The sequence below is a fragment of the Bradyrhizobium sp. UFLA05-108 genome, from assembly GCF_059803455.1.
This window is the reverse complement of record NZ_JBANAZ010000253.1, coordinates 1-649: the sequence shown is the minus strand read 5'-3', so window position 1 is coordinate 649 and position 649 is coordinate 1. Positions and strand designations below refer to the sequence as shown.

The 649-nt window shown below is 67.5% G+C and carries 1 protein-coding gene; it reads left to right on the top strand.

Features of this window, described 5'->3' with window-relative positions:
- Positions 1–475, top strand: a 475-nt coding sequence (locus tag SO140_RS46330; RefSeq protein ID WP_498544253.1) for a Mu transposase domain-containing protein, incomplete at its 5' end; no start/stop codon positions are given.
- Positions 476–649 lie beyond the last annotated feature (174 nt).

Genomic DNA, 649 nt, shown 5'->3' with positions numbered 1-649 from the left:
TCTCGCCGAGTGGGAGCGTGAGGTGGCGAACGTGCGTATCCACGGCACGACCGGCGAGGCGCCGATCGTCCGCTTTGCGCGTGACGAGGCACACCGGTTGAAGCCGCTCGGCGGGCAGCCGTCGTTTGGATCGTTGCGCGAACTGGCCCGCGTCGTCGGCAACGATTGTGCCGTCGAGGTCGACACGAACAGCTACTCGGTGCCGTGGCGGCTGATCGGCGAGCGGGTGGCGGTGACGGTTGCGGCCGGCGAGGTGCGCATCCGCCATGGCATGCGCGAGGTTGCGGTCCACAAGCAATCGGAGGGCCGCCGGCTACGGATCGTCGATTCCGCCCACCTCGACGGGGTTGCCGGTCGCAATGGCGCGGTCTGCCGACCGGCAATCGCGACACCGACAGTGCTGGCGCCTTCTCCACTGCCCTCGTTGTTGCGTCCTCTTGCCGAATACGAAGCAGCGATCGGAGGGAGCTTCTGATGGCGCGCACAAAGAAGGCTACCGAAGTACCGATCGATCGGCTCGAGGCCATGCTGGCGCGATTGCAGCTCTCCGGCATCCGCGACCAACTCGACAACCTGCTCGACGAGGCGGCGCGCGCGAACCTGTCGGCGCGTGAGACGCTGATCCTGCTGTGCGAGCGCGAGATCGCGC